We start from the raw sequence: 20,744 nt of genomic DNA on the forward strand, positions 1-20,744 counted from the left end.
GGCTCAAAGGCCCAAGGGTGGGTCGGGGTCTCGTCTGCCAGCCACATTATCGCAAAACGGCAAGAGACAAGGGTGGGTGAAACCCACCACTTCCCGGCCCATGGGTTTCGTGACGGAGCTTCAGCAAGCCTTAGGTCGGGGTTCATCCCGACTCCCACCTCAAACGACGTCCCACCAGAAACGACGGCAGCGTGAACTCACTCCCCCGACGCTGAACCGGTGTTTGCTCTTGCCGGCGCAACCATCGCAAAGGGGCCGGAGGGATTTTCGGCGCCCGGACATGGCCGGCCATGATGACATGCCGGGCCCCCATTCCTTGCCGACACGGTAACTCCCGCGCATGACCCATTGCCTGGGCATGGTTCACCCGGATTCCGAACCCGGACGCGTCCAACCCCGCCGCTGCAACCTGGAAGCCATCGCGATAAGGGTCCATAGCCTCCGCGCCTGCGAGGGGCGCCGAGGCCGGGCCGACCTGGACGGCGATCCCAAGGGCGCCCGTGGACTGCTGGCCTCATGGCGCGTACAACTCGGACAATTCTTAAGTCCAAGTTAAGACGACCGCGCAACCCATTGCAATCATTCAACTCGACGAAGCGTCCGAGCTCGGACGCCCCATCGGGACCGTAAAGAAAAGGGGGGCAGAGCCCCCCTCAGTTTCGCGCCGGTGCGGCCCAGGGAGAGCCGTCCCGCCGCCGGAAGTCAGGCCACCTTTTCCAGCGCCACCTCGGGCGCCACGCCCAGGGCACGGCAGACCTCGCGGGTCAGGTGGGGCCGGTTCAGGGTATAGAAGTGCAGGTCCTCCACCCCCTCCGAGATGAGGCGGTCGCAGAGGGTGGTGCACTGGGTCAGGGCCAGAAGCTCCTCGCGCCCGTCGCGGGCCGCGATCTGGAACCCCTCGTCCAGCCGTCCCGGCACCGAGGTCCCGCAGCGCAGGGCAAACCGCTTCACCCCCTCCCAGGACTGGATCGGCAGGATGCCCGGCACGATGGGGGCGGTGATGCCCTCCTTCGCGCAGAGGTCGCGGAACCGAAGGAAGGTCTCGGCCTCGAAGAAGAACTGGGTGATGGCCGAAACCGCCCCGGCCTCCAGCTTCCGCTTCAGCCAGCGCACATCGGCCCTGGCATCGGCCGCCTCGGGGTGGCGTTCGGGATAGGCGCCGACCCGCACCTTGAAGCGGGGGCTGAGCGCCTCGACCAACTCCACCGAATTGGCAAAGCCCTCGGCATGCGGCACGAACCGGCCAGCCTCCTTGGGCGGATCGCCGCGCAGCGCCACGATCTCGGTCACCCCGGCCGCAGCATAGCTGTCGGCGATGGCCAGCGTCTCGGCCTTGGAGGCTCCCACACAAGTCAGATGGGCCGCCACGTTCAGCCCGTAGTTCCGGCGGATCGTCGCCACCGCCTCATGCGTCAGCTTCCGGGTGGTGCCGCCCGCACCATAGGTCACGCTCACGAAATCCGGCCGCATTGGCGCCAGCGCCTGCACCGTCTCCCAAAGCCGGAACGAGGCGTCCAGCGACTGCGGCGGGAAGAATTCATACGAGATGCGCTTCAGAGCCATGGTCTTCTCCGTTGTTGCGCCTCTTGTGCCATGGCATGCGACGTGAGACCAATTCATAATCTTCAAGATCAACTTGAGGCCTGGCTCATGTATATCGACCTCCGCCACCTCCGCACCATTCGGGCCATCCACCACTCCGGCGGGCTGGCGCGGGCGGCGGAGATACTGAACACCACGCAGTCGGCGTTGTCGCATCAGGTGAAGGGGATCGAGGATCAGGCGGGGGTGGAGTTGTTCGTGCGCCGCGCGCGTCCGATGCGGCTGTCGGCGGCGGGGTTGAGGATGCTGCGGGCGGCGGAGCGGATCCTGCCGGAGATCGACGCGCTGGAGGAGGAATTCCGGGCACTGCGGTCGGGCAAGACCGGGCGGCTGCACATCACGCTGGAATGCCACGCCTGTTTCGACTGGCTGTTCCCGGTGCTGGAGCAGTTCCGCCATGCCTGGCCGGAGGTGGATGTGGATATCCGGGCCGGGCTGGCCTTCGATGCGCTTCCCGCGCTGGACCGCGAGGAGGTGGACCTGGTGATCTCATCCAACCCGGTGGACCTGGTGGGGCTGACCTTCAACCCGCTCTTCGACTACCACCCGACCTTCGTGGCCTCGAAGGACAATCCGCTGGCCCAGAAGGCGGTGATCGGGGCGGAGGACTTTCGGGACCAGGTGCTGATCACCTATCCGGTGGGGCGGGACCGGCTGGATGTGTTCACGGAACTGCTGACCCCGGCCAGGGTGGAGCCGCGGGCGCAGCGGACGGCCGAGCTGACGGCGGTGATCCTGATGCTGGTGGGGTCGAACCGGGGGGTGTCGGTGCTGCCGGACTGGGTGCTGCGGGAGGTCAAGGGGAACCCGGACTATGCCACCCGGCCGCTGGGGCCGGGGCCGGTGACCAAGCGGCTCTATGCGGCCACTCGGGTCGAGGATGCCGCCCGGCCCTACATGGCCCATTTCCTGCGTCTGGCCCGGACCGAGGCGGTGAAGCTGCAGCGGGCCTGAGGGGGGCGTCCGAGCTCGGACGCTTGAACCAAAACCATGAAATCAATGGGTTACTGGTTCGATTTAACTTGGACTTAACACTTGTCCGGGTCTGCGACCGCGCTTGCCGGAATCGACGCCCTGCGCAACTCTGCGACCGCGGGGATGAGGGGGAGGACTGCATGGCCGGCGCGTTTCACGCCTGCCCCTGTTGCGGCGGGGCGTTCGATGGGTTCCTGAAGGCGGCGCGCAGGGCCGGGTCGCCCGAGTGGCAAGAGCCTGCCGGCGTCAGCCGCCGGGGCTTTCTGGCCGGATCGGCGCTGGCAGGCGGGCTGATGGCCATGCCGGGGCATGTGGTGGCAGAAGAGCCGCCGGTGCGGCTCTTTCACGGCGGCACGATCCTGACGGTGGACGCCCGGTTCAGCGTGGCCGAGGCTCTGGCGATCCGGGGCAACGCGATACTGGCCGTGGGGACGCTGGAGGAGGCGCGCGCGGCTGCGGGGCCGGGCGCCGAGGAGATCGACCTGAAGGGCCACGTCGTGCTGCCGGGCTTTGTGGAGCCTCATGCCCATGTGATCGCCGGGTCGGCGGTCGATGCGATCATGGCCAATGTCGGCGCGCCCTATTTCGCCACGGCGGCGGATGTGCTGACGCATCTGGCCGAGCGTGTGGCCGCCACGCCCGAAGGCGACTGGGTGCTGGCGCGAAACTATGATCCTGCCTTGCAGGCAGGGCCGGATGCGCTTTCGTTCGAGGAACTCGACAAGGTGTCGGCGACGGTGCCGGTCTTCGTGATGAATTCCTCGGGGCATCTGGCCTATGCCAACCGCGCGGCCTTCCGTGCGGCGGGCATCCCGGAAGACATCGAGAACCCGCCCGGCGCGGAATTCGTGCGCGACGACAGCGGCGCCCTGACCGGCGTGATGAAGAACAATGTGGCCTTCCTGCAGATTGCCTCGGCCGCACCGCAGATGAGCCGCCTACAGCCGGTCGAGGCGCTGATCGCGATGTTGCAGGGCTGGAGCCGTCTGGGGCTGACCACGGTGAGCGAGTTGTCGCTGGGATCGCTGACGCAATCGCCTGAGGATGCGCAGATCCTGTTCGCGGCGGGGGCTTCGGGCCGCCTGGCGGCGCGTGTGCGGGCCTATCCCTTCTACACGATCGGCGGCGCGGCATGGGATGCCGCGGGGGTAAGGCCGGGCCAGGGCGACGCGCTTGCGAGGATCGCCGGATACAAGTTGGTGGCGGACGGGTCGAACCAGGGATTTACCGGGCTGCAACGCGAACCCTATGTCGGGACCGACAGTGTCGGTGTGGCCTACATGACGCCCGCCGACATGGCGGAAGAGGCAGTGGAGCGGGCAGGCAAGGGCTGGCCGCTGGCCATTCATGGCAATGGCGATGCCGGCATCGACACCGTGCTGGATGCGCTGGCGGCGGTGCAGGCGAGCGGCGCCGACATGGGGGCCGTGCGCGCGCGGATCGAACATTGTTCGATGCTGCACGACGACCAGATCGCACGGATGCAGGATCTGGGCGTTTCGGCCAGCATGTTGATCGGCCATGTCTACTACTGGGGTGTCTGGATGCGCGACCGGGTCTTCGGGCCGGACCGGGTGATGCACCTGTGCCGGGCGGCCAGCGTGAAGGCGGCGGGGCTGAGCCTGTCCCTGCATTCCGATTTCATGGTGACGGACCCCGATCCGCTGCACATGATCCAGATGGCCGTGACGCGCGAGACATGGGCGGAGCCGGGATTCGTGCTGAACCCGTCCGAGCGGATTTCGGTGGACGAGGCGATTGCGGCCGTCACGCGGGAAGCGGCCTGGCAACTGGGCTCGGACCACGAGGTCGGAAGCCTGGAAGCGGGCAAGCTGGCCGATCTGGTGATTCTGGAGGCCGATCCGCGCCGGGTGCCTGTGGAGAAGATCAAGGACATCCGGGTTCTGGAAACCTGGATGGACGGACGGCAGGTCTGGGCCGCCTAGCCGGTCTGACGCGCCTGTGGCGACAAGCCGGGCCGTGTCAGGCCGTCTGCTCTGCCAGCCAGTCGCGGAAGGCGGTGAGCGGGGGGCGGGGTTTGCGGGTATCGGGCCAGACGAGCCAGTAGCTGCCCTGCCCCGGCACGGCCGCTCCCCAGGCCGGGACGAGGCGGCCATCGGCCAGTTCCGGTCCAATGAGGAAGCTGGGCAGCAGCGCAAGGCCGAGGCCGTGGATTGCGGCTTCCTTCATGGTGGCGAACTGGTCGAAGACCATGCCGGTCACGCGCTGGCCCGGCAGGCCGTGGGCATCGAACCAGCGGCTCCATCCGCTGAGGCGGCTTTCGATCTGGAGAAGCGGGCAGGTCAGCAGGTCCGCCGGTGTCTGCGGCGGGTCGGCGAGCAGCGCGGGGGCGGCCACGGCCTGCACATCCTCGGCCAGGAGGTGCAGGTGTTCGGCCCCCGGCCAATCGGCGCGGCCGAAATGGATGGCGGCGTCGAAATCCTCGTCGGCGAAATCGAAGGGGCGCAGCCGCGTGGAAAGGGTGAGCGAGACCTCGGGGTGGCGGGCCGCGAAATCGGCCAGCCGTGGGGCGAGCCAATGGACGCCAAAGGCGGGCAGGATGGCGAGCGCGAGCCGCCCGCCGTCCGGGTTCTGCGTGAGCCGCTGGCCGGCGCGGGCGATCTGGGTCAGCGCGGCGCGGACCTCGGCGGCATAATCCTGCGCGGCGGGGGTAAGGATGAGGCGCTGCTTTTCGCGCCGGGCGAGGGGCGTGCCCAACTGGCCTTCGAGCGCCTGCAACTGGCGCGAGATGGCGCCCTGCGTAAGGTTCAGCTCCGCGGCGGCGGCCGAGGCGGTGCCGAGGCGGTCGAGCGCCTCCAATGCCAGGAGCGCGGGGGTGGAGGGCAAGAGGCGGCGGGGCGAGATCATGAGGAACACTCATCAACCTGAGAGAAGAAGTCGATAGCTGCATGAGCAATTCCGTGCAACATGCGGCCTGATCCCCTGCCCTTCCGGAGAGCGTGACATGACCAAGCTGAAGCCCAAGGATGCCCCCGATCTGGGCCGGTTCGACTGGGAAGACCCGTTCCGCCTGAACGACCAACTGACCGAGGAAGAGCGGATGCTGCGCGATGCGGCCCGCGCCTATGCGCAGGAAAAGCTGCAGTCGCGCGTGATCGCTGCCTATCGCGAAGAAAAGACCGACCCGGCGATCTTTGCCGAGATGGGCGAGATGGGCCTTCTGGGCGCGACCATCCCCGAGGAGTACGGCGGGCTGGGGTCGTCTTACGTGGCCTATGGTCTGATCGCCCGGGAAGTGGAGCGGGTGGATTCGGGCTATCGCAGCATGATGTCGGTGCAGTCCAGCCTGGTGATGTATCCGATCTATGCCTATGGCACGGAAGAGCAGCGCAAGAAGTACCTGCCGAAGCTGGCGGCGGGCGAATGGATCGGCTGCTTTGGCCTGACCGAGCCGGATGCGGGCTCTGACCCGGCCGGCATGAAGACCACGGCGAAGAAGACCGCGGGCGGCTATGTGCTTACGGGCACGAAGATGTGGATTTCCAACGCGCCCATCGCCGATGTCTTCGTGGTCTGGGCGAAGTCGGAAGCGCATGGCGGCAAGATCAAGGGTTTCGTGCTTGAGAAGGGCACGAAAGGTCTGTCGGCACCGAAGGTGGGGGGCAAGCTCTCACTCCGCGCCTCGGTGACCGGCGAGATCGTGCTGGACAATGTGGAAGTGGGCGAGGATGCCCTGCTGCCGAATGTCGAGGGGCTGAAGGGGCCGTTCGGCTGTTTGAACCGGGCGCGCTATGGCATTGCCTGGGGCGTGATGGGGGCGGCCGAGTTCTGCATGCATGCGGCGCGGGGCTATGGGCTGGACCGCAAGCAGTTCGGCCGGCCCTTGGCGCAGACGCAGCTGTACCAGCTGAAGCTGGCCAACATGCTGACCGAGATCTCGCTGGGGTTGCAGGCCTGCCTGCGGGTGGGGCGTCTGCTGGACGAGGCCAATGCGGCGCCGGAGATGATTTCCATCATCAAGCGCAACAACTGCGGCAAGGCGCTGGAGATCGCGCGGTGGGCGCGCGACATGCATGGCGGCAACGGCATCCAGGAGGATTTCCAGGTCATGCGCCACATGGTGAACCTGGAGACGGTGAACACCTATGAGGGCACGCATGACGTTCATGCGCTGATCCTGGGGCGGGCGGTGACGGGGTTGCAGGCGTTCTTCTGAGGCGCTTGCGGGATTTGATCAAACGCCTTGCGGGGCCGCGCGGCCTGACCTAGCCTGTTGGACGATGTTCCAACAGGCTTTGTCATGACTGCTGCTTCGAAAGACGCCCTGCCCGCCGAGCTGGCGGCCTATCTTGCGGCGCACCCAGCCACGAGGTTTGTCGATGCCGTGCTGTTCGACCTGTGCGGCACGGCGATCGGCAAGCGTTATCCGGTGCGGGATGCAGGCAAGATCTGGTCCTCGGGCGTGGCCTTCTGCGCGGGCATCACCACGCTGGATGCGCTTGGCGCCTGCTGGGATGTGAACGGGATCGGGTTCTCGGATGGCGATCCGGATGCAACGTCCTACCCGGTGCCGGGCACGCTGGTGCCGGTGCCCTGGGCGGCGGACACGGCGCAGGTGCTGATCGCCCCGGCCCCGCCGGAGGGCGAGGCGGGGTGGTGGTTCGATCCGCGGGCGATCCTCGCGGGCGTGGTGGCGCGGTTTGGCGCGTTGGGCCTGCGGCCGGTGGTGGCTTGCGAGCTGGAGTTCTACCTGGTGGACCCGGCGCGGGATGCGCATGGCCGGGTGTCGCCGGCGCGGCCGGCGCGGTCGGGGCGCGCGCCGGAGGCGCCGCGGGTACTGGCCTTCGACAAGCTGGACGAATGGGCGGCGATCCTGGCCGAGATCGACGCGGCCTGCATCGCGCAGGGCGTGCCGGCGGGGGCGGCGACGGCGGAATATGGCGGGGCGCAGTTCGAGGTGAACCTCGGCCATGTGGATGATCCGGTCCTGGCCTGCGACCATGCGCTGATGCTGCGGCGGATCGTGAAAGGCGTGGCGGGCCGGCACGGGCTGGAGGCGACCTTCATGTCAAAGCCCTTTGCCGACCAGTCGGGATCGGGGCTGCATGTACATCTGAGCCTGGTAGATGCCGAGGGCCGCAACGTCTTTGACGAGCGGACGGCGCAAGGCGACCGGATGCTGGGCCATGCCATCGCGGGTCTGCAAGCCACGACCTATGACGCCATGGCGATCTTTGCGCCGAACCTGAACGCCTATCGCCGCTTTGCGCCGAACCAGTTCGTGCCGGTGAACACCTCCTGGGGGTTCAACAACCGCTCGGTAAGCTTTCGCGTGCCGGCGGGGGGCGGGGCAGCGCGGCGGATCGAGCATCGCATCGCGGGGGCGGAGGCGAACCCCTACCTCGTGATGGCGGCGATCCTGGCGGGGGTGCATCACGGGCTGGCGCAGGGGCTGGAGCCCTCGCCGCCCTCCACCGGCAATGCCGGGGAAGAGGCGGATCCGGCGATGCCGCTGAAACTGTGGACGGGGCTGGACCGGCTGGAGGGATCGGCGCTGATGGCCGAGTATCTGGGCGCGCGCTATCCGGCGGCCTATGCGGCGATCAAGCGGTCGGAGTTCGAGGCCTTCCTCGCCGATGTGCTGCCGCGGGAATATGACTGGTATCTGTGAGGCCCTGGCGAGCGCCTTTGCGATCATCGGCGGCGGTCTGGCCGGGGCGGCGCGCCCCGGCCTTGAGGTTTAGCGGAAGGGGTGGCCCTATTCGGCCGCCTGCGCCGCCATCGGGTTGTTGGGGTGCGTCGTCCAGTCGGCGTAATCGCCAACCTTGCGTCCGGTGCGCGGATCGACCTGGCCCTTGGGCAGTTCCACCATGGTGATGCAGTCTTCCACCGGGCAGACGTTGACGCAGAGGTTGCAGGCCACGCATTCCTCGTCTTTCACGGCAAAGGTGCGGCCCGGTCCCATGGCTATGGCCTGGTGGCTGGTATCCTCGCAAGCCGCATAGCAGCGGCCGCATTTGATGCAGGCGTCCTGGTCGATCTGTGCCTTGGTGACATAGTTCAGGTTCAGGTGCTGCCATTCCACGAAGTTCGGCACAGCGCGGCCGATCAGGCTGTCGAGCGACATCTGCTTTTCATCGAGGTACTGCGACAGGCCCGAGATCATTTCCTGAACGATCTTGAAGCCATAGGTCATGGCGGCCGTGCAGACCTGCACGTTGCCCGCGCCAAGTGCCATGAATTCGGCTGCGTCGCGCCAGGTGGTGACGCCGCCGATGCCGCTGATGGGCATGCCGTGGGTTTCGGGATGGCGGGCGATTTCGGCCACCATGTTCAGCGCGATGGGCTTCACCGCCGGGCCGCAATAGCCGCCGTGCGAGCCGCGTCCGTCGATCATCGGGAAGGGCGAGAAATGGTCGAGATCGACATTGGTGATGGATTTCACCGTGTTGATGAGGCTGACCGCATCCGCCCCACCCCGGTGCGCCGCCATGGCGGGCGGCAGGATCGAGGTGACGTTGGGGGTCAGCTTCACGATGCAGGGCATCCGGCTGTACTGCTTGACCCAGCGGGTGACCATCTCGATGTATTCGGGCACCTGGCCCACGGCCGAGCCCATGCCGCGTTCGGCCATGCCATGCGGGCAGCCGAAGTTGAGTTCGACGCCGTCGGCCTCGGTATCCTCGATGCGCTTGAGAATGTCCTTCCAGCTTTCCTCGTCGCAGGGGACCATCAGGCTGATGACAAGGGCGCGGTCGCGCCACTTGCGCTTGACCTCCTTGATTTCCTGAAGGTTCACCTCGAGCGGGCGGTCGGTGATGAGTTCGATGTTGTTCAGGCCCAGAAGGCGGCGGTCAGCGCCCCAGATCGCGCCATAGCGCGGGCCCGAGACATTGACGATGGGCGGGCCTTCGGCGCCAAGCGTCTTCCAGACCACGCCGCCCCAGCCGGCCTCGAAGGCGCGTTCGACGTTGTATTTCTTGTCCGTGGGCGGCGCCGAGGCGAGCCAGAACGGGTTGGGCGACTTGATGCCGATGAAGTTCGAGGAAAGGTTCGCCATGTCATCCTCCGAAAGGGCTGGCGCCGGTCTTTGGCCGGGCGGGCGGAAGGGTCAGAAGGGCAGGAACTGCCAGAGCCAGCCGAGGAGATCGCCCCCGACCTGGCCGAGCTTTGGGATCGCCCAGGCCCAGGCGAGGGCACCGGCGACGTTGTAGAGCTGGAAGCGGGCGAAGCGCATCCCGCTCATCCCCGCGAAGAGGAAGACCACGGGGCGCAGCGGGCCGACAAAATGGCCAATGAACACCGTGGCGGGGCCGTATTTCGCGAAGGCCGCGCGCGTACGCTCCACCAGTTCGGGGTGATCTCGCAAGGGGTAGAGACCCAGCACATGGCCGCCGTAGCGGTGCCCCAGCCACCAGGAGAAGGTCGAACCGATCAGCGCCCCGGCCGAGGCCCCGACCCAGAGCGGCCCGAAGGCGATGGCGCCCGTTGCCGTCAGCGCGCCCACGGCGGCGAGGACCGCGGTGGAGGGGATGAGGATCGACAGGAAGGCCGTCGTCTCGGCCGCCGCGAAGATCAGCATGATCAGGGGCGCGAAGGCTCCGTAATCCTGAAGGAAGCCGATGACCCAATCTGCGATGCCGTCCACTGTGTTCTCCTGCCGCCTTGGCCCCATCTGGGGTTGCGGAGCGGGAAGGTAAAGGCCGGGCGGTCTGGGCCATTCACGCCGCCGTCAGCGCCCGGTGGATGTCTTCGGCGGCGTCGCGGCCTTCCTTGACCGCGGTGACGGTCAGGTCATCGCCGCCGGCGGCACAGTCGCCGCCGGCCCAGACGCCGGAAAGCGAGGTGCGGCCCGGCCCGGTGACGGCGATCTTGCCGCCATCGAGCGCCAGGCCTTCGGGCACGCCCTGAAGGCGCTGACCGATGGCGCGGAACACCTGGTCGGCCTTGAGCCGGAACGTCTCGCCCGTGGGACGCAGGCCGTCGGGGGCGTCGATGACATAGCCGAACTCGACCTCGGCGACCGAGCCGTTGCCATGGACGGCAATGGGCGCGGCGCCGGTCACGATCTTCACCCCGGCGGTGGCGGCATGTTCCTGTTCGTATCCGGACGCCGACATCTTCCCTTGCCCGCGGCGGTACACGATGGTGACGTTCTCGGCGCCAAGGAGTTTCGACTGCACGGCGGCGTCCACCGCCGTCATGCCGCCGCCGACCACCACCACGTCGCGGCCCACGGCGACCTGCGACTTGTCGGACTGGCGCAGGCCCGCGATGAACTCCACCGCGTCCTGGACGCCGGCGCGGTCCTCGCCCTCGGCGCGCAGCGCGTTGACGCCGGCAAGGCCAAGGCCCAGGAACACGGCGTCATGTGCAGCTTTCAGCCCGTCGAGCGTGATGTCGCGGCCAAGCGCGCGACCGGGCTCGATGCGGATGCCGCCGATCTTGAGAAGCCAGGCCACCTCGTCCTGGGCAAAGCTGCCCGCGGCCTTGTAGGCGGCGATGCCGTACTCGTTGAGGCCGCCCGCCTTGGGCCGGGCATCGTAGACCACGACATCGTGGCCGTGCATCGCCAGACGGTGCGCGCAGGCAAGGCCCGCGGGACCGGCCCCCACCACGGCGACCGACTTTCCGGTGGATGCGGCGCGGGTGAAGGGATGTACGCCCTCTGCCATAAGCGTGTCGGTGGCATAGCGTTGCAGGCGCCCGATCTCGACCGGCTTGCCTTCGGCCGCTTCGCGAACGCAGGCCTCTTCGCACAGCGTCTCGGTCGGGCAGACGCGGGCACACATGCCGCCCAGGATGTTCTGGCTGAGGATCGTCCTTGCCGCCGCCTCGGGCGTGCCCGTGGCGATCTGGCGGATGAAGAGCGGGATGTCGATGGTCGTGGGGCAGGCCGTCATGCAGGGCGCGTCGAAGCAGAAATAGCAGCGATCCGCCGCCACCCGCGCCTCATGGGCATCGAAGGGCGGTTCGTGGTCGCTGAAGTTCCCGGCCAGGGTTTCGGCTGGCAGACGCGCGGGCACGATCCCCGGCGTCAGCGGGCTGTTCGTCATGGGTCAGACCTCCCTTGGTCCTTGTTGTTGGAAAGAGGCTGACACAGGCCGAAATTTTATCAAGTGGTAAATTATCTGACGGTCGCCGAAGGTCGCGGCCCCGTGGACCTCTGCCCAATTTGCGGGCACCGCGGCCGCCTGCGGTGCGCTGCTGGCGCGGGCGGCCCCAAGTTGACACTGCACAGGCCAGCCCCTAGGGTCCGCACAACTATGCTTCAGGGATTTCCACATATGAAAAAACGGGTCGTATTTCACGTCGGAGCGCCAAAAACCGCAACGACATCGTTGCAGGTCGCCTGTGTGAGACGCCGTCACGAACTTCGGAAGGAAGGGATTTTCTATCCCGTATTCAGGACGCCAGCTTATCCGGGGCGCCGCAACAAGCTGTATACCGAAGATCAGCAGGGCGACGTTTTCGAACACAGCATGATCTCTCACCTGCCGCTTTTCTGGTCATTTCAGAAGCGGCTGCACCCCACTTTCCAAGAACGGGAGAAACTGGACAGCAATCTTGCCGAGTGGAAGTCGCTTATCAAGGAGTTTCGGGACGGACCCGAGCATACCATCATTATTTCGGCCGAAACGGTCTTCTTCCAGCACGAAGACATGAATCTCTACGAGCTCCTTTCCTTGTTCGACGGCATGGAGCGCACCCTCGCATTCGGCCTTCGCCATCCAGAAGAGCTTCTGCACAGCCTGTATGCGACGGGTGTTCTGGGGGTGGAGCGCCTTTCCATCCCTGCGCAAGCCTTCCATGTTGCAAAGCGCTACATGAATGGCGGCTTCGAGAGGATCATCAAGAGTCTGATCGACACGGTCCAGCCCGGTGAGGTCAAGCCGTTCTGGATGAAGGATCTTTGGAACAACGGTCACACTGTTCTTGGCGGCTTCTTCGATCTGATCGGCATTCCAAACACGATTGAGCAAGAGTTCCACTCCCGCCCGACGCCGAATGAAGCGACGGTTCTGTTTCTGCGCCAGTTGACCCGGCGCAAGATTGACGACGAAACCTACCGCAATGTCGTCAAGGCGGTCGAAACCGTCATTCATGAATCCAAGATCAAGCGCGCGGAATCCTTCTTCCCCGAGGCGATGCAGGAGCGTCTGAGCGCCCGGTTCGCCGAAGATGTGGAATGGCTTTCGAGCGGCCTTGGAATGACGAAGCCCGCCAAGGTCATCATCCCTCCCCTGCCTTTCCGAAGGATGAATACGCCCGCCGAGAATGCGGCAATCATCGAAAAGCTGCTTCCGGCGATGACCAAACCGACGGCCACACGGATGCGGGCGATGCAGCGGCATCTGATGCAGGCCGAAGGGAAGCTGGCCACGGATCATGGTGGTATATAAGTTCCGTGATCGCACAGAAAAGCGGCGGACGGCCTGAAGAGTGAGCGGACGCTTCCGGGGCGCCGGAACGGCAGTCGAGATGATCTCGGTGACGGTGCGCCGCGAAACCTGGCTGGTTTTGTGTGCCTCGGCTTCGGTACGGGCCGTCCAGCCCGGCGTGAGTATGGGCTGGCGGCTGGTGGTCCACGTCCGGACGGCGATCTGCAACGCCGTTTCGGCAGACCATCTCTGTCTGACCCGGCCGGCCAGGTCAGAGGTTTGCCTTCGGCGATTGCATGGTTCGCCGGAACTTGCCCGCGGGAGCGACGGGCTGTTGCCGGGGTCGCTTGTCCTCGGCCGCGGTTCCGTCCGGATCGGGCGACTCCCCGCTTCCCACCGGACGCGCCTTGGCCTATAGGTTCGCGGTCAAGGCGCCTTGATGCGCCACAGGATAAGGCCACCCAGGCAGGCCAGCAGAGGAAGTCCATGAGCAAGCATTCCACCGACGCGGATGTCGCCTTCATCTCGGCGCTGGCCGAGCTTCTGAACCGGAACGAGCTGACCGAGTTGTCGGTGAAACGCGAGTACGGCGAGAACGACTCGCTGGACGTGAAAGTGGTGAAGCAATCCACGGTGGTCACGGTTGCCGCCCCGGCGAGCTATGCTGCGGCCCCTGCCCCGGCGATTGCCGCAGCACCTGCGGCATCCCATTCGGCCGCGGCGCCTGCCGCGCCGGAAGATCCCGCGCAGCATCCCGGTGCCGTGACCTCGCCCATGGTCGGCACCTGCTACCTGGCCGCCGAACCCGGCGCCACGCCCTTCGTGACGGTGGGCGCAACGGTGGCCGAAGGCCAGACCGTGCTGATCATCGAGGCGATGAAGACGATGAACCACATCCCCGCGCCGCGCGCGGGCACGGTGCGCCGCATCCTGGTGGAGGATGGCACGCCCGTGGAATACGGTGCCCCCCTGATGATCATCGAGTGAGGGCGCGCCGCCATGAGCACGCCCAAGCCGACCACGCCCATCTTCGACAAGGTCCTGATCGCCAACCGCGGCGAGATCGCGCTGCGCGTGATTCGCGCCTGCCGCGAAATGGGGATCAAGTCCGTCGCCGTCCATTCCACTGCCGATGCCGATGCGATGCATGTGCGCATGGCGGATGAAAGCGTCTGCATCGGACCTGCGCCTTCGTCGCAGAGCTATCTGAACAAGGCGGCCATCATTTCGGCCTGCGAGATCACCGGGGCACAGGCCGTGCACCCTGGCTATGGCTTCCTGAGCGAGAACGCGAGCTTCGCGCAGGCTCTGGAAGACCACGGCATCACCTTCATCGGCCCGAATGCGGAGCATATCCGCATCATGGGCGACAAGATCACCGCCAAGGAAACCGCCAAGGCGCTTGGCATTCCGGTGGTGCCGGGGTCGGACGGTGGCGTGCCGGATTACGAGACGGCGCAAGTCGTGGCGGCCGAGATCGGCTATCCGGTCATCATCAAGGCCACCGCCGGCGGCGGCGGGCGCGGCATGAAGGTGGCGAAAGACGCCAAGGAACTGGAGATCGCCTTCCGCACCGCGCGCAGCGAGGCCAAGGCCGCCTTTGGCAACGACGAAGTCTATATCGAGAAATACCTGCAGAAGCCGCGGCACATCGAGATTCAGGTGTTCGGCGACGGCAAGGGCAAGGCCGTGCACCTGGGAGAGCGCGACTGTTCGCTGCAGCGCCGCCACCAGAAGGTGTTCGAGGAAGCGCCCGGCCCGGCGATCACGCCGAAGATGCGGTCCGAAATCGGCACGATCTGCGCCGAGGCGGTGGCCAAGATCAACTACATCGGCGCCGGCACGATCGAATTCCTTTACGAGGATGGGAAGTTCTATTTCATCGAGATGAACACCCGGTTGCAGGTGGAACATCCGGTGACCGAGTACATCTTCGGCGTGGACCTTGTGCGCGAGCAGATCCGCGTGGCCTCTGGTATGGACCTGTCGTTCACGCAGGACGAGCTGGAGATCAACGGCCACGCCATAGAAGTGCGCATCAACGCCGAGAAGCTGCCCTCCTTCTCGCCCTGCCCCGGCAAGGTGCGGGTGTTCCATGCCCCCGGTGGCCTTGGGGTACGGATGGATTCGGCGCTGTATGGCGGCTATTCGATCCCGCCCTATTACGACAGCCTGATCGGCAAGCTGATCGTGCATGGCCGCGACCGGCCTGAAGCTCTGTCCCGGCTGAAGCGCGCACTTGGCGAGCTGATCGTGGACGGGGTCGACACGACCGTGCCGCTGTTCAATGCGCTCCTGGAGGAACCGGACATCCTGTCGGGGGACTACAACATCCACTGGCTGGAGAAATGGCTCGCCCGCCAGTTCGCCTGACCGAAGGCGGCGCATGATCGCCAGCCCACCTTTGCAGGGGCTGGCGTCTTGCACGGTTGCGGTGCGCGGCAGTTGGCGGCTACCAAGGACCGACCGGCAGAGGCCGGGATTGCTGCCGGCACAACACCATAATGACAGACATCACGCCGGAAATCCTGCTTCGCGCCTATGCCCTGGGCATCTTTCCCATGGCGGAAAGCCGGGACAACGCCGAGATTCACTGGGTGGATCCGCGGCAGCGCGGCGTCTTCCCGCTGGAGCGGTTCCACATCTCGCGCTCGCTGAGGCGGCGGATCCTGACTTGCGGGTGGGAGGTGGCGGTGGACCGCGATTTCGCGGGCGTGGTGGATGGCTGCGCCGACCGGCCCGAGACCTGGATCAACGACCGAATCCGCGCCCTGTATCTGGACCTGCACCGCCTGGGCTATGCCCATTCGCTGGAAGTGCGCGAAGAAGGCGCGCTGATCGGCGGGGTCTATGGGGTCAGCCTGGGCGGCGCCTTCTTTGGCGAAAGCATGTTCTCGCGCCGCACCGACGCATCGAAGCTGGCGCTGGCCTGGCTGGTGCATCGGCTGCGCGCGGGTGGGTACGCGCTGTTCGACGTGCAGTTCCTGACGCCGCATCTGGCGAGCCTGGGGGCGGTGGAGATTCCGCGCGGCAGGTACCGCCGGGCCCTGGATGCCGCGCTGGCGCTGCCGGCGCGCTTTGATCCGCCGGGCTATGCGCCCTACCCTTCGTTGGTCTGCGCCGGCTCTTCCGCGCCTTCAGGGTCCTCTGGCGGGGCTTCGGGCGGCGCTTCGGATTCCGGATAGACGCAGGACAGCACCCAGACGTCGTACCGCGGATGATCCAGCGCCGAAAGCGCGGGTGACGAGGCCACCATCCAGCCCGAGAACACCGGGGCCTCGACTTCCGAATCGCGGATGGTCAGGTGGGCGATGGCATCGGAGGCCGGGTTGCCCTTGGGATAGCGGCAATCGTCCATCTGGATGCTGAGGCGCCCCCAGGTGGCCGACTCGCCACGTCCAAGCTCCACGTCCTCGGTCTGGCCGGTCAGCTTGTCCAGCCAGCGCAGCACGCCCGCCTCGGCCGATACCATCTCGTCGGCATGCGCCTGGGTGGCCGCCAGCAGAGCGGCAAGCCACAGGCTGCGCGCCGCGCGCTTCATCCGTTGCTGTCCGAGGAAGAGCCGTCGCCCGCCATGGCGCCCACGAACTTCATCAAGAGCGCGATCAGGCTGATCGAGCCCTGCGTATCCTCGATCTCGTCGCCGGGGGCCAGGATGTCGGGCATCCCGCCGGGCTGAAGCTCGACGAAGTTGCCGCCCAGAAGCCCTTCGGAGGAGATCAGGATGGTGGAATCGACAGGCAACTGGATCGCGTTCTGGATGGCCACCGTCGCATCGGCGAAATAGGTTTCAGGATTGAGCTTCAGCGAGGTGACGGTGCCCACCTTCACCCCGGCCAGGCGGACATCGCCCCCCACGGTGATGCCTTCGACCGAGCGGAAGCTGGCCTTCAGCTCGTAGGTGCCGCCCTGCGGACCCATGGCTGTTTGCTGCCCTGCGTAAAGCAGGAACCCCACCGCGGCCGCAAGCACCACGGCCCCGGCCAGAACCTCTGCACGGCTTTCAGACATCAGCGGCGGCTCACTCCGGAACCCAGGCGTCGTAGTCGCGGCGCACCAGCGGATCGGCGCGGCGGATCGAGCCGGGCGGCACATAGGCGGCTTCGGTGCCGGTCAGGTTTTCCAGATGCGGCTTCTCCCAGGGCTTGTGCGGCAGCGGAGCCTCGGTCGGCGGCTTGTCCCAGGTGTGGTGCAGCCAGCCATGCCATTCGGGGCCCACACGGCTGGCCTCGGCCTCGCCGTTGTAGATGACCCAACGGCGCTTGCCGTCGCGGGTCTGGTAATAGACATTGCCCTGCTCGTCCTCGCCCACCTTCTGCCCGTGCCGGGCGGTGTAGATCTGCGTCGTGAGGGTCTGGCCGTTCCACCAGGTCACAAGGCGCTTGAGGAATTCCATCGGGGCCTCCAGGTCGTTCGCCCCCGGTATGGCCGAAACCGCAACCGGGGTCCAGAGCCGACGCGGTGCTGCGGCATCGCTTCGCCGGCGTTATGGCGGGATTCAAGGCAGCGGCTGGTTCTGAACCGCTTGCCCGAAGCCCGTCCGCTCAGACGATGAAGAAGTCGGCCGCCGTGACTGCCGCCCGGTTCTCCAGGACCAGAAACACCGTGGCCGCTGCCGCGCCAGATCCGTCCGGATCCCACAGCAACTGCCCCGTGCCGGCGCGGTAGAGAATGCGGTCGGAGGCATCCAGCGGCTCGGTCCCCAGCACCTTGAAGGCATCCGCAGACAGCTCGCCGCGCGAAAGGCCCTGGAAGGTCAAGGAACTGAGACTAATGCGGTCCACACCGGCCTGCATGTCGGTCACGCGGTCCTGGCTTTGCAGGTCGCCGAACACGAAGTTGTCTGCACCTTCGCCGCCCGTCAGGGTGTCCCTGCCGCTGTTGGTGCCCTTGCCGTTGCTCGCGTAAAGGCTGTTCGCGCCGGAATTGCCCACGAGAACGTTGGACATGGCGTTTCCGAATCCATCGACATCGTCGGTGCCGGTCAGGCGCAGAACCTCGATGTTGGCATCCAGCACAGCGTTAGACTCGGACAGGACCGTATCGCGGCCCTGGTTCGCCATCTCAACAAAGAGACCGGGCGAGGTGGGTGCGGTCAGAATGTAGGTATCATCGCCGGATCCGCCATAGAGCGAGTCATCCACCGAATAGTAGAAGCCGCCTGGCGCCTCGCTGATGATCGACAGGGTATCGTTCCCGTCCATGCCATAGATGGCGCTCCCGACCGAGCGGTTTAGGGCCGAGTAGGTGAGTGTGATCGCGTTGTCCAGTTCATTCCCGAACTGTGTCGCCGTGCCTTTGGTAACGCGGGCTTCAAGGTTCTCGACGTTGGCAACAAGCGAGAAGGAGACATCGTTGACCAGCACGGTATCGATCCCCTCGCCTGCCGCTTCCACGATTATGGTACCGGCCGAGAAGATGTAGGTGTCATTCCCGCTTCCCCCCATCAGGGAATTCAGGCCCTCGAGACCATTGAGGGTATCGTTACCTAGCCCGCCGATCAGTGTATCGCGGCCGGCGGCGCCCAGAAGTACGTTCGCGCTTGCATTTCCTGTAAGCTTGCCGCCGGTCAACAGGGCGATAGTGCCGTTCTCGAAATTGTCCGTCAAAGTGTAGAGGCTGACGTGGACCAAGGCCGTGTCAACGCCACCGTTCGCGCTTTCGATGATCACGTCCAGGCCGTCGTGTACGACATATGTGTCGTTGCCCAGGCCACCGATCAGCGTATCGGCCGAGGAATCGCCTTGAAGCAGGTCATCGCCGTCCCCGCCCTCGAGCAAATCGTTGCCCGCCCCCCCGAAGAGGGAGTCCGCTCCGCCAAGGCCAAAAAGGGTATCGGACGCCAAGGCCCCGACAAGCCGGTTGCCAAGACTGTTGCCTGTACCAAGGAACGTGAGGGACCCGAAATGGGTCAGGTTCTCGAAGTAATTGGCCAGCGTCCACTCCGCCATGAACGTCTCGATCGTGTCGATGCTGCTGCCGATGGGGGCCTCGATCAGCACATCCCCGGCTGAATCCACCCGGTAGGTGTCATTGCCCGCGCCCCCGGTCATGACGTCGTTGCCGGCACCGCCAACGAAACTGTCGTTGCCTAGGGTTCCGGTCAGAGTGTCGTTGCCGTCGCCTCCGTTCACGTCCAGTTGGCTGAGCGCACCCGCGTTGACGATGTCATTGCCTCCGCCCATGTTGAACCGAAGCAAGGGAGCCTCGGGTTGGCTTGAAACGCCCCTGAAGTCGAAAACATTGGCAAGTTCGGTGCCGTTCACCGCCGTAATGCCTGCGCTGCCCCGGACGAATTCGATGCCGACCGCAGCACCGAAGGCAATGCTCTCCAGACTGACACCATCCTCGAATTGAAGTGTGTCCACGCCGACACCGCCGAACAGCACGTCCGCGTCCATGGGGCGTCCGGAAATCACCAGCAGGTCGTTTCCGGCTTCTCCATAAAGTGTGTCCCTGCCCGTCCCACCATTGAGACTGTCAGCGTCGCCGCCGCCGTACAGGAGGTCATCACCCTGGGCACCGATCAGGGCGTCTCCACCACTGCGCCCTTCCAGACGATCATTGCCCGAACCACCAAAGACCGTGTCCCAGGCCGCGCTGCCGCGGAAGGTGTCGTTGGACCCGGCAAGATCGAATTGGAACGGACCGATCACGTTCAACGAATACACGCCGCCAAGGTCGAAGACATTAGACTCATTCGTTCCGACCAGTCCCCTCGCATAAATGATCACTGTCTCGAAGGAACCGCTGTCGGAGAGACCCAGTCCGCTTATGCCACCGAAGTAGTCGCTGAAGGCATTCGAGTACTGGCCGATCACAAGCGTGTCGTTGCCATCGCCACCGATTAGAGTGTCGCCAACCAGATTACCGTCGAAGATTTCCAGCCGATCGTCGCCGGCACCCAGGGCGATCAGGTCGCCGCCGTCGCGGCCGATCACCGTTTCCTTTCCTGCACCGCCGACATAGGTATCGGCCCCCAGCCTCAGATCGAACTTAAGGCCCACGGAGAAATCGTAACCATCCCAGGTATAGGCCAAAGCGTTGCTGAGGTTGATGGTATCCGCGCGGTCGGTTCCTCCGACATCGTATGTGTAGGAATCAACATAGAAGTATTCGACCGAGCTGGTAGCGTCCAGCATGAGATAGTTGAACTCGAATCGGCGGATTCCGTTATCGAAACCATCCCACAGCCAGACGGTGTCCGACCCTTCACCGCCCAAAACGGTGTCGTTTCCACCAGATACCTCGACGACGTTGAATATGTCATTGCCGTCGCCGCCGAACAGCCAGTCGTTGCCAAACCCGCCAGCAAACTCGTCATCGCCGGCCCCGCCATACAGGACGTCGTTGCCGACGACCGGATCCTGAAACCAGTCGCCCATGAAAGAGTCGTTGCCGTCACCGCCATAGACCGTGTCGTCGCCAGCATCCGCCCAGACACTGTCATCGCCGCCGCCAAGGGTGACGTTGTCAGACCCGGTGGACCCGACGAGCTCGACCGGCACCATGCCCAGACGTGACGAAAAGTCGATGGTGCCGGCGATCGACAGGCCAAGTTGGACAGTGGTCGTCGTGTCACCGGGCGCGTACTGGATCTGCGTATAGGCCAGGAACTCTCCTGGGGTCAGAACGACAAATTCACCATAGGTGTACAGTACAGTCGACAAGGCCGTTGCTCCTCACTCGTCACAACCTATGTGATACGCGCACCAAATGCACTGTAAAGAGTTGTTCGGCCTTTACGTTGCGACGGCCGCAGTCTTCTTTCCCAATTCGGCGCGAAAAAAAATGGCGAGCCAATTGGCCCGCCCTTTCCCTGGC

The 20,744-nt window shown here is 65.5% G+C and carries 17 protein-coding genes; 8 read left to right on the forward strand and 9 right to left on the reverse strand.

The annotated features are described in order from the left end of the window. Positions 1-702: 702 nt before the first annotated feature. Positions 703-1,563 (reverse strand): methylenetetrahydrofolate reductase [NAD(P)H], encoded by an 861-nt coding sequence (metF, locus tag JO391_RS07490; RefSeq protein WP_220663823.1) that lies wholly within the window; start codon positions 1,561-1,563, stop codon positions 703-705. Between the two features lie 87 nt (positions 1,564-1,650). Here metF and JO391_RS07495 point away from each other — a divergent pair, with 87 nt between their 5' ends. Together JO391_RS07495 and JO391_RS07500 are read left to right on the forward strand one after the other, a co-directional pair. Next, positions 1,651-2,556 carry a LysR family transcriptional regulator gene (locus JO391_RS07495; RefSeq protein ID WP_220663824.1) on the forward strand — a complete coding sequence of 302 codons (906 nt, stop codon included), beginning with the start codon at positions 1,651-1,653 and terminating at the stop codon, positions 2,554-2,556. Positions 2,557-2,717: 161 nt separating this feature from the next. Continuing rightward, positions 2,718-4,523, forward strand: coding sequence for an amidohydrolase (locus tag JO391_RS07500; RefSeq protein WP_220663825.1), 1,806 nt, complete (start codon positions 2,718-2,720; stop codon positions 4,521-4,523). Positions 4,524-4,560: 37 nt separating this feature from the next. On the opposite strand, the gene JO391_RS07505 is transcribed toward JO391_RS07500, so the two are convergent. Continuing rightward, the gene (locus JO391_RS07505; RefSeq protein ID WP_220663826.1) at positions 4,561-5,445 is read right to left on the reverse strand and encodes a LysR substrate-binding domain-containing protein; all 885 of its coding nucleotides are present in this window, start codon (positions 5,443-5,445) and stop codon (positions 4,561-4,563) included. A 97-nt stretch (positions 5,446-5,542) separates the two neighbouring features. Here JO391_RS07505 and JO391_RS07510 point away from each other — a divergent pair, with 97 nt between their 5' ends. After that, entirely contained in the window at positions 5,543-6,754 is a 1,212-nt protein-coding gene (locus tag JO391_RS07510) for an acyl-CoA dehydrogenase (RefSeq protein ID WP_220663827.1), read from the forward strand. Positions 6,755-6,838: 84 nt separating this feature from the next. Then, positions 6,839-8,209 carry a glutamine synthetase family protein gene (locus JO391_RS07515; RefSeq protein WP_220663828.1) on the forward strand — a complete coding sequence of 457 codons (1,371 nt, stop codon included), beginning with the start codon at positions 6,839-6,841 and terminating at the stop codon, positions 8,207-8,209. Between the two features lie 87 nt (positions 8,210-8,296). Here JO391_RS07515 and preA read toward each other — a convergent pair whose 3' ends face one another. The 3 genes from preA to JO391_RS07530 form a co-directional block, all read right to left on the reverse strand. Continuing rightward, the gene (gene preA, locus JO391_RS07520) at positions 8,297-9,598 is read right to left on the reverse strand and encodes an NAD-dependent dihydropyrimidine dehydrogenase subunit PreA (RefSeq protein ID WP_220663830.1); all 1,302 of its coding nucleotides are present in this window, start codon (positions 9,596-9,598) and stop codon (positions 8,297-8,299) included. Positions 9,599-9,649: 51 nt separating this feature from the next. Next, positions 9,650-10,186 carry a DedA family protein gene (locus tag JO391_RS07525; RefSeq protein ID WP_220663832.1) on the reverse strand — a complete coding sequence of 179 codons (537 nt, stop codon included), beginning with the start codon at positions 10,184-10,186 and terminating at the stop codon, positions 9,650-9,652. A 73-nt stretch (positions 10,187-10,259) separates the two neighbouring features. Further along, positions 10,260-11,594: an NAD(P)-dependent oxidoreductase gene (locus tag JO391_RS07530; protein ID WP_220663834.1), complete on the reverse strand. Its 1,335-nt coding sequence runs from the start codon at positions 11,592-11,594 to the stop codon at positions 10,260-10,262. A 231-nt stretch (positions 11,595-11,825) separates the two neighbouring features. Here JO391_RS07530 and JO391_RS07535 point away from each other — a divergent pair, with 231 nt between their 5' ends. From JO391_RS07535 to aat, 4 genes are all read left to right on the forward strand, one after another. Continuing rightward, a complete protein-coding gene (locus JO391_RS07535) occupies positions 11,826-12,941 on the forward strand; it encodes a hypothetical protein (RefSeq protein ID WP_220663835.1) in 1,116 nt (371 codons plus the stop codon). Between the two features lie 465 nt (positions 12,942-13,406). After that, positions 13,407-13,907, forward strand: coding sequence for an acetyl-CoA carboxylase biotin carboxyl carrier protein (gene accB / locus JO391_RS07540; protein WP_220663836.1), 501 nt, complete (start codon positions 13,407-13,409; stop codon positions 13,905-13,907). A gap of 39 nt (positions 13,908-13,946) precedes the next feature. Beyond that, on the forward strand, positions 13,947-15,293 hold the full coding sequence (accC, locus tag JO391_RS07545; RefSeq protein ID WP_220664478.1) for an acetyl-CoA carboxylase biotin carboxylase subunit: 1,347 nt from the start codon (positions 13,947-13,949) through the stop codon (positions 15,291-15,293). Between the two features lie 131 nt (positions 15,294-15,424). After that, positions 15,425-16,105, forward strand: a complete 681-nt coding sequence (gene aat / locus JO391_RS07550; protein ID WP_220663837.1) for a leucyl/phenylalanyl-tRNA--protein transferase — start codon at positions 15,425-15,427, stop codon at positions 16,103-16,105. On the opposite strand, the gene JO391_RS07555 is transcribed toward aat, so the two are convergent. The 4 genes from JO391_RS07555 to JO391_RS21435 form a co-directional block, all read right to left on the reverse strand. Beyond that, complete coding sequence (locus JO391_RS07555) at positions 16,021-16,461, reverse strand: DUF2155 domain-containing protein (protein WP_220663838.1); 441 nt, start codon at positions 16,459-16,461, stop codon at positions 16,021-16,023. The genes aat and JO391_RS07555 overlap by 85 nt on opposite strands. Then, complete coding sequence (gene mlaD, locus JO391_RS07560) at positions 16,458-16,931, reverse strand: outer membrane lipid asymmetry maintenance protein MlaD (protein ID WP_220663839.1); 474 nt, start codon at positions 16,929-16,931, stop codon at positions 16,458-16,460. Before mlaD ends, JO391_RS07555 begins: the two co-directional genes overlap by 4 nt. A 10-nt stretch (positions 16,932-16,941) precedes the next feature. Further along, positions 16,942-17,316: an NADH:ubiquinone oxidoreductase subunit NDUFA12 gene (locus tag JO391_RS07565; RefSeq protein ID WP_220663840.1), complete on the reverse strand. Its 375-nt coding sequence runs from the start codon at positions 17,314-17,316 to the stop codon at positions 16,942-16,944. Positions 17,317-17,464: 148 nt separating this feature from the next. Then, positions 17,465-20,590, reverse strand: a complete 3,126-nt coding sequence (locus JO391_RS21435; RefSeq protein ID WP_310795065.1) for a calcium-binding protein — start codon at positions 20,588-20,590, stop codon at positions 17,465-17,467. Between the last annotated feature and the right edge of the window lie 154 nt (positions 20,591-20,744).

It is taken from the genome of Neotabrizicola shimadae (assembly GCF_019623905.1).
GTDB classification, from domain to species: domain Bacteria; phylum Pseudomonadota; class Alphaproteobacteria; order Rhodobacterales; family Rhodobacteraceae; genus Neotabrizicola; species Neotabrizicola shimadae.

Coding starts and splice junctions, on each gene's coding strand:
- metF (WP_220663823.1), bottom strand. CDS start 1,563: ATGGCTCTGAAGCGCATCTCGTATGAATTCTTCCCGCCGCAGTCGCTG.
- JO391_RS07495 (WP_220663824.1), top strand. CDS start 1,651: ATGTATATCGACCTCCGCCACCTCCGCACCATTCGGGCCATCCACCAC.
- JO391_RS07500 (WP_220663825.1), top strand. CDS start 2,718: ATGGCCGGCGCGTTTCACGCCTGCCCCTGTTGCGGCGGGGCGTTCGAT.
- JO391_RS07505 (WP_220663826.1), bottom strand. CDS start 5,445: ATGATCTCGCCCCGCCGCCTCTTGCCCTCCACCCCCGCGCTCCTGGCA.
- JO391_RS07510 (WP_220663827.1), top strand. CDS start 5,543: ATGACCAAGCTGAAGCCCAAGGATGCCCCCGATCTGGGCCGGTTCGAC.
- JO391_RS07515 (WP_220663828.1), top strand. CDS start 6,839: ATGACTGCTGCTTCGAAAGACGCCCTGCCCGCCGAGCTGGCGGCCTAT.
- preA (WP_220663830.1), bottom strand. CDS start 9,598: ATGGCGAACCTTTCCTCGAACTTCATCGGCATCAAGTCGCCCAACCCG.
- JO391_RS07530 (WP_220663834.1), bottom strand. CDS start 11,594: ATGACGAACAGCCCGCTGACGCCGGGGATCGTGCCCGCGCGTCTGCCA.
- JO391_RS07535 (WP_220663835.1), top strand. CDS start 11,826: ATGAAAAAACGGGTCGTATTTCACGTCGGAGCGCCAAAAACCGCAACG.
- accB (WP_220663836.1), top strand. CDS start 13,407: ATGAGCAAGCATTCCACCGACGCGGATGTCGCCTTCATCTCGGCGCTG.
- aat (WP_220663837.1), top strand. CDS start 15,425: ATGACAGACATCACGCCGGAAATCCTGCTTCGCGCCTATGCCCTGGGC.
- JO391_RS07555 (WP_220663838.1), bottom strand. CDS start 16,461: ATGAAGCGCGCGGCGCGCAGCCTGTGGCTTGCCGCTCTGCTGGCGGCC.
- mlaD (WP_220663839.1), bottom strand. CDS start 16,931: ATGTCTGAAAGCCGTGCAGAGGTTCTGGCCGGGGCCGTGGTGCTTGCG.
- JO391_RS07565 (WP_220663840.1), bottom strand. CDS start 17,316: ATGGAATTCCTCAAGCGCCTTGTGACCTGGTGGAACGGCCAGACCCTC.